Source organism: Microbacterium sp. SCN 71-21 (assembly GCF_001725695.1).
Lineage (GTDB): Bacteria > Actinomycetota > Actinomycetes > Actinomycetales > Microbacteriaceae > Microbacterium > Microbacterium ginsengisoli.
In genome coordinates, this window is the sequence record NZ_MEGA01000094.1 from 1 (window position 1) to 7,614 (window position 7,614).

Consider the following 7,614-nt stretch of genomic DNA (forward strand, 5'->3'; position numbering starts at 1 on the left):
GCCGAGCTCGATCATGCGGTTGACGGCGTTCACGCCGCCGCCGCCCACGCCGACCACCTTGATGACTGCGAGGTAGTTCTGGTTCTGGCTCATGCCGGCCTCCGTCTCGTCCCGAACCCTGTTCCGGCACCCGGGCCGTCAACCTTCACGTTCAACATGAACGTTAAAGAATTGCCCGGTATGCAATTTCTCACTCGAAGGTAAGCGGCCGGAACGCGGCGCGGTCGCAGCGCGCGCGCGTGTCGCGACATCCTTCTCGGAAATCGATGCGGCGACGCTCGCTCACGCGGCCCGACCGTTCCGGCCGTGTCGCCGTCGAGTCAGCGGGTCACTGCACGACGATCGCGCTCGGAGACGACACGTCATACACGTGCACCCCCTGCGGCGGCCTCGACACCATCATCGTCTCGAGCACCTTCGCCTTCTCGGCGCTCTCGTCGGCGCTCCCCCATACGATCCGGGTCCCGGTGCCGCCGATCGTGAGCGTCACGTCGTCGGCGGTCTGCGCGCTGCCCGCCGTGACGATCGAGCGCAGCTGCGCGGGCAACGCCCGGATCACCGCACCGAGCGCACGGAACGCCGCCGACGAGGTGTCGCTCACCGTCAGCGCGGGATAGCCCGACGGCGGCGTCGACGACATCGACAGCTGCACGCCGGCCGCATCCACCAGCGCGTACCCCGACGGGTACTGGATGAACCCGACGGGGGTGCGCTCGACGATGCGCACCACCAGGTCGTGCGGAGGCTGCGCCTCCACGGTGTACGTCTCGATGAGGGGGAACTGCACCAGAGCCGCTTTCACGGCCGACTCGTCGACGGCCGCCAACGGGGTGCCGATCTGTCCGGAGAGGGCGTGTGCGACGGTCTGCGCGTCGAGCTGGGAGGTGCCGACGACGTCGACCCGCTGCACGGCGAACAGCGGACTGTACGCCGAGCCGATGCTCGCCGCGATGAGCAGCACGACGGCGGCGATGACCGACAGCCACACGATGCGCCTGCGACGCTGGCGAACGGTGAACCGACGCACCTCCGAGCGGATCGCGCGCCGCCGCGCACGCGCGGACCGCCACACGTCGCCCAGACGAACCGTCGGCTCCGCCTCCCCCGGCGGCTCAGCGGGAGCGTCGACGGGGACCGCTTCCCGGTCGACGGGCCGCAGCGGTTCGGGCGCGAACAGCGGTGCGTCGTCGATCCACTCCGGGATCGGCGCGGTCTCCTCCGCCGCGGCTGGCTCCGACGAGCGTCGTCGCGACGCGGACGCACGGGCCGGGATCTCCCGCCGCTGCGCTTCCGGCGCCAGCGCCGGTGCCGAATCGGATGCCGCGCCACGCGCGGATCCGCCGCGATCGGCCGCGGCGCGGCGCGGCGGCTCCTCCGGCGTGGGCAGCGGGGTGGGCCGTCGCACCGTCAGACCCCCGCGGGCTCGGTCTCGAGAGCGGCCAGCACCTGCGGGATGATCCGGTACACGTCCCCGCAGCCGAGGGTGATCACGACGTCGCCGTCGCGGGCGACGCCGGCCGTGTAGTCGGCGGCGGCCTGCCAGTCCGGGACGAACGCGACATGCGCGGCATCCGTGAAGTCGTCGCTGACGAGTCGGCCCGTCACTCCCGGCACCGGATCCTCGCGAGCCCCGTACACGTCGAGCACAACGGTGTGGTCGGCCAGACTCTCGAGCACCTCGGCGAACTCGCGGTGCATCTCCTGCGTGCGCGAGTAGGTGTGGGGCTGGTGCACGGCGATGATGCGTCCGCCGTCGGCGAAGGTGCGGGTCGCGGCCAGGGCCGCGGCGACCTCGGTCGGGTGATGCGCGTAGTCGTCGAAGACTCGCACACCCCGGCGTTCGCCGTGGAGTTCGAGGCGCCGCACGGTGCCGGCGAACCCGGTGACGGCGTCGGCCGCGGCGGCGAGCGGGTAGCCGAGCGTCAGCAGTACAGCGACCGCACCGGCGGCGTTGATGGCGTTGTGCACGCCGGGAACGGCCAGACGCACCGAGGCCGACTCCCCCGCGTGGTGCAGCGTGAAGGCCACCGGACCGTCCGTGCGCACCTCGGCGACGCGCACGTCAGCGTCGTCGGCGAGGCCGAACGAGATCACGTGAGGATGCGTCGTGGCCGCCCGCACGCGCAGCGCGCCCGGGTCGTCCGACGAGATGACGACCGCCCGCGTGGCCGCGTCGGCGAAGCGCACGAAGCCATCGAAGAAGGCATCGCGGGTGCCCCAGTGGTCGAGATGATCGGGGTCGACATTCGTGATCAGCGCGATCGCGGTGTCGTACAGCAGGAAGGTGCCGTCGGACTCGTCGGCTTCGATGACGAACAGGTCGTCGGCACCGGACCCGCTGGAGACGCCGCGGTCGGCGATCACGCCACCGCTCACGAAGTTCGGGTCGGCGCCGAGCGCGCCGAGCGCGGTCACGATCATGCCGGTCGAGGTCGTCTTGCCGTGGGCACCGGCCACCGACACGAGCGGGCGCGAGCCGATCAGCCAGTGCAGCGCCTGCGAACGGTGGATGACCGCGAGACCGCGCTGCTTCGCCGTCACGAACTCGGGGTTCTCGGGCCAGATCGCCCCGGTGTGCACGACGGTGTCGGCGTCGCCGAGGTGCGCGGCGTCGTGACCGACGTACACGGTCGCGCCCGCCTCAGCCAGCGCGCGCAGGGCGGCGCTGTCGGAGCGGTCGGAACCCGACACCCGGATGCCGCGGGCCAGGAACATGCGGGCGAGGCCGGACATCCCCGAGCCGCCGATGCCGATGAAGTGCGCGGCGGTGATGTGCTCGGGAATCGGCAGGGTGAGGTCGGGTCTGATCATGACCCGTCAATCCTAGGCTCGCCGATCCTGCACGAGCCGCGGGCGCGCGGGCGCCGCCGCGAGACTCTCAGCGACCCAGTGCCCGGTCGATGAGGGCGACCACGTTCTCGGCGCCGTGCCGGGTGCCGACGAGGGAGGCGGCATCCGTCATCGCCTGGAGCGCCGCGGCATCGGCGAGCAGCGGTACGACCTCGGACCGCACCCGGTCAGGGGTGAACTCCCCGTCGGCGATCAGCCTCGCGGCACCGGCGCGCACAGCGGAGGCGGCGTTGAGCGCCTGCTCGCCGTTGCCGACCGCGTAGGGCACGTAGACCGCGGGGATGCCGAGCGCGCTGATCTCGCTCACCGTCGCCGCACCCGACCGCGACACGATCGCGTCGGCCGCGGCGAACGCGAGGTCCATTCGGTCGACGTAGCGCCGCAGCGCGTAGCCCGTCGCACCCGGGTCGGCGAGATCGGAGCGCTCCCCCGTCACGTGCACCAGCTGCCAGCCGGCATCGAGCACGTCCCGCCAGGCGCCGCCGAACGCCTCGTTGAGCCGCTGCGCGCCGAGCGAGCCGCCGAACACGAGCAGCGTCGGGCGCGCCGGATCGAGCCCGAACGCCGCCGCACCCTCGGCCCGGCGCGCCGACCGGTCGAGATCGACGATCTCGCGACGCAGCGGCATCCCGACGACCTCGGCTCGCCGCAGCGGCGTGCCCTCGAACGCGACCCCGACGGCGGCCGCGCGGCGCGCGCCCAGCACGTTTGCGAGCCCGGGCTTCGCGTTGGCCTCATGCACGACGAACGGCACGTGCTCGCGGCGCGCGGCGACATAGGCGGGAGCCGCCGCGTACCCTCCGAACCCGACGACGACATCGACGCCGCGCTCCCGGATGTCGCGACGCACCGCCCGCACCGCCCGCGCGAAGCGACGCGGGAAGGCGAGGGCCGCGCGGTCGGGGCGGCGCGGGAACGGCACTTTGTCGATGAAGAGCAGCTCGTAGCCGCGCAGCGGCACGAGGCGCGCCTCGAGGCCCTCACGGGTGCCGAGAACCAGGACGGATGCCTCGGGTTCGCGCGCGCGCAGCGCGTCGGCGACGGCGAGCAGCGGGTTCACATGACCGGCGGTTCCCCCGCCGGCGAGCAGGTAGGTGGTCACCGCGCGACATCCTCCACGGGTCGGCGACCGCGCGGGGCCGGGGCCGCGGCGGTCGTGACGACCGGGGAGGTGAGCACGACCGGCTGCGGCAGCGATCGCGTGAACGACAACAGCACGCCCGACGCGAACAGCACGGACACGAGGGACGTGCCTCCCTGCGAGACGAACGGCAGCGGCACGCCCAGTACCGGGAAGATGCGCAGCACGACGGCGATGTTCATGAACGCCTGCGCGGTGATCCACGTCACGATCGCGCCCGACGCGACCCGCACGAACAGGTCGTCGGTGCGACGGATAATGCGGAAGATGCCGACCGCGAGCACCACGAACAGCGAGAGCAGAAGGAGGCATCCGACGAGGCCGAGCTCCTCCCCGACGATTGCGAAGATGTAGTCGTTGGGCGCGGCCGGCAGCCAGTCGTACTTCTCCTTGGAGTTGCCGAGGCCGAGACCGAAGATGCCACCTCCGGCGAGACCCCAGATGCCGTGCAGCGGCTGGTAGCACTCGTTGTAGTAGCACGACGCGGTATCCGGATTCAGGAAGCTCAGGATGCGCGCGAGACGGTTCGAATTGGTCACGGCGAAGACGAAGCATCCGGCCACGAAGACGACGAGCGGGAGCACGAAGATGCGCAGCTTCACGCCCGAGAAGAAGAGGGCGCCGATGAGCAGCGCCACAAGCACCATCGTGGTGCCGAGGTCGCCGCCGGCGAGCACGGTGCCCATGGCGAGCAGTGCTCCCGGAACGACCGGCACGTACACGTGGCGCCAGTTCGACAACAGTGGGCCCTTACGGGCGAGCACGGCCGCGATCCACAGCGCCATGCCCATCTTCACGAACTCGCTGGGCTGCGCCTGGAACGGACCCACCTGGATCCAGGCCTGGTTGCCTCCGGCGTGGACGCCGAGGCCGGGGACGTAGACGAGGAGCTGCACGAGGAGGGCGAAGATCAGGAACGGCCAGGCCATGCGCTTCCAGAACCCGACCGGCATCCGCGAGGCGATGAACATCAAGGGGATGCCGATCGCCGCGAACAGGGCCTGCTTCAGCACGGCCGAATAGGGGTTCCCCCCCGACTCCGTCGCTGTCGCGGAGGTGGCGGAGAGGATCATGACCAGCCCGAACCCGGTGAGCACCAGCACGGTCGAGACGATCAAGAGGTATTCGCCCGGAAGCGGCGTGAACACGCGCCCCAGATGGATGCGGGCGGCGATCCCGCGCCGCCCGGGGTCAGTGTCCGGAGGTGTCGCCGGGGGCGTCTGGGTGCGATCCTCCACCGGCGTTCCTCTCGATCCAGTCCTTCACCGCTGCGGCGAACTTGTTGCCGCGGTCGGCGTACGACGCGAACTGGTCGAAGGATGCCGCGGCGGGGGCGAGCAGCACGACGTCCCCGTCACGGGCGACCTCGCCGGCAGCCTGCACCGCGCGCGCCATGACGCTCTCAGTCTGAGCGTGGTCGACCTCGATGAGGGGCACCTCGGGCGCGTGTCGCTGGAACGCCGCGACGATCGCCGTCCGGTCGACGCCGATCACGACGACGGCTTTCGCGCGACCGCCTCGCGTGGCGACGAGCTCCCCGATGTCGACGCCCTTCAGCAGTCCGCCGACGACCCAGATCGCGCCCGGGTACGCGGCGAGCGACGAGGCCGCGGCATGAGGGTTGGTCGCCTTCGAGTCGTCGACCCACACGACACCGCCGGCACGGCCGACGACCTGGATGCGGTGCGGGTCGAGCGTGAAGTTCTCGAGGGCGGTGCGGATCGCGGCGGGGGCGACATCGAGCGAGCGGGCGAGGGCGCTGGCGGCCAGGATGTTCGCGACGACGTGCGGGGCGGCGAGGTCCCGGGCGGCGAGGTCGGCGACTGTGGTCAGCTCGAGCGCGCTGGTGCGGCGCTCCTCGAGGAAGGCCCGGTCGACGAGGATGCCGTCGACGACGCCGAGGTCGCTCGGGCCGGGCACGCCCAGGTCGAAGCCGATGGCTCGGGCACCCTCGACGACCTCGGCCTCCTCGACCATGCGGAGGGTCGCGGCGTCTGCCTTGTTGTACACGCACGCGGCCTTCGTGTGGCGGTACACGACGGCCTTGGCGTCGCGGTAGGCCTCGAAGGAGCCGTGCCATTCGAGGTGGTCGTCGGCGAGGTTCAGGCAGACCGCGGCGTGGGGCGACAGCGGCTCGGGGCCGCTCTGCAGCCCGAGATACCAGAGCTGGTGACTGGAGAGTTCGACGACGAGCACGTCGAACCCGAGCGGGTCGCGCACGGCGTCGAGCACGGGCACGCCGATGTTGCCGCAGGGCGCCGCACGCAGCCCGCCCTCGACGAGCATCGTCGCGGCGAGCCGGGTCGTGGTGGTCTTGCCGTTGGTGCCGGTGACGAGCACCCACTCGGCCGGCGTGCCGTCGGCGCGCAGCACCTTGTCGCGCACCCGCCAGGCGAGCTCGACGTCTCCCCACAGGGCGATGCCCGCGTCGCGCACGGCCTCGATGACCGGATGCCGCGGCGAGAACCCCGGGGATGCGATGACCACATCGGGCGCGAAGTCGGTGAGCGCCGCAGGCAGGGCGTCGAGCGGACCGAGGTGGAGGGCGGCGCCGATGACGGGCAGGAGTGTCGCGTACTCCTCATCGGCGTTCTCCGTCAGCACGAGCACCTCGGCACCGAGCTCGGCGACCGTGTCGGCGACGGAGAATCCGGTGACCGAGAGGCCGAGCACCGCGACGCGCACGCCGGACCAGTCGGCGTGCCAGCTGGTGAGGGTGTCGAGCCGCGAGGCGGCCGTCACAGGCGCACCAGCCACTCCACGTAGAACAGGCCGACGCCGGAGAGTGCCAGCAGGCCCGCGATGATCCACATGCGCACGACGATCGTGATCTCCGCCCAGCCACGCATCTCGAGGTGATGGTGCAGGGGGCTCATGAGGAACAGCCGCTTGCCTCGGGTCAGTTTGAAGTAGACCCGCTGGAGGATGACGGACCCGGAGGCGATGACGTAGACGCCGGCGATGACGACGAGCAGGATCTCGGTGCGGGTGAGGATCGCGAGGGCGGCGATGACGCCGCCGATCGACATCGACCCGACGTCGCCCATGAACACCTTCGCCTTCGGCGCGTTCCACCACAGGAACCCGACCAGTGCGCCGATGAACGAGGCGGCGATGATCGCGAGGTCGAACGGGTCCCGGGTCTGATAGCAGGCCTCGCTGAGTCCGGCGTGCGCCGTCACGGCGTCGCAGGGCTGCTTGAACTGCCAGAACGCGACGAGGGCGAGGGCGCTCGTGACGAAGATGGCCGAGCCCGCCGCGAGGCCGTCGAGCCCGTCCGACACGTTCACGGAGTTGGAGCTCGCCACGCCGAGCAGGGCGATCCAGGCGAGGTACAGGATCCATCCGATCACCGCGCCGAGCGCCATGAACGACAGCCACGGAACGTCGCGGAAGAGCGAGACGAACGGGCTTGCGGGGGTCTGTCCGTCGCCGTTCGGGAAGTTGAGTGCGGCGATGCCGAAGACCACGACGACGACGCCCTGGCCGGCAACTTTGCGCCAGCCGCTGAGACCCAGGCTGTTCTGCCGCCGCACCTTCATGAAGTCGTCGATGAACCCGACCACACCGAAGCCGACCATCATCCAGATCACCAGGAGCCCGGAGATCGTCGGCGGATTCCG

Annotated in this window: 6 protein-coding genes; all 6 read right to left on the bottom strand. The window is 71.2% G+C overall.

What is annotated here, in order from left to right; genetic code table 11:
- Positions 1-328 precede the first annotated feature (328 nt).
- Positions 329-1,405, bottom strand: a complete 1,077-nt coding sequence (locus ABT08_RS11765) for an FtsQ-type POTRA domain-containing protein (RefSeq protein ID WP_288115071.1) — start codon at positions 1,403-1,405, stop codon at positions 329-331.
- Between the two features lie 2 nt (positions 1,406-1,407).
- Positions 1,408-2,811, bottom strand: coding sequence for a UDP-N-acetylmuramate--L-alanine ligase (gene murC, locus ABT08_RS11770; RefSeq protein WP_273207091.1), 1,404 nt, complete (start codon positions 2,809-2,811; stop codon positions 1,408-1,410).
- A 67-nt stretch (positions 2,812-2,878) separates the two neighbouring features.
- The gene (locus tag ABT08_RS11775; protein WP_045247231.1) at positions 2,879-3,952 is read right to left on the bottom strand and encodes a UDP-N-acetylglucosamine--N-acetylmuramyl-(pentapeptide) pyrophosphoryl-undecaprenol N-acetylglucosamine transferase; all 1,074 of its coding nucleotides are present in this window, start codon (positions 3,950-3,952) and stop codon (positions 2,879-2,881) included.
- Positions 3,949-5,229 carry a putative lipid II flippase FtsW gene (gene ftsW / locus ABT08_RS11780; protein WP_288115072.1) on the bottom strand — a complete coding sequence of 427 codons (1,281 nt, stop codon included), beginning with the start codon at positions 5,227-5,229 and terminating at the stop codon, positions 3,949-3,951. Before ftsW ends, ABT08_RS11775 begins: the two co-directional genes overlap by 4 nt.
- Complete coding sequence (gene murD, locus ABT08_RS11785) at positions 5,183-6,733, bottom strand: UDP-N-acetylmuramoyl-L-alanine--D-glutamate ligase (RefSeq protein ID WP_288115073.1); 1,551 nt, start codon at positions 6,731-6,733, stop codon at positions 5,183-5,185. Before murD ends, ftsW begins: the two co-directional genes overlap by 47 nt.
- On the bottom strand, positions 6,730-7,614 hold an 885-nt coding region (gene mraY, locus ABT08_RS11790; RefSeq protein ID WP_288115074.1), incomplete at its 5' end, for a phospho-N-acetylmuramoyl-pentapeptide-transferase. The genes mraY and murD, both read right to left, overlap by 4 nt.

Coding starts and splice junctions, on each gene's coding strand:
- murC (WP_273207091.1), bottom strand. CDS start 2,811: ATGATCAGACCCGACCTCACCCTGCCGATTCCCGAGCACATCACCGCC.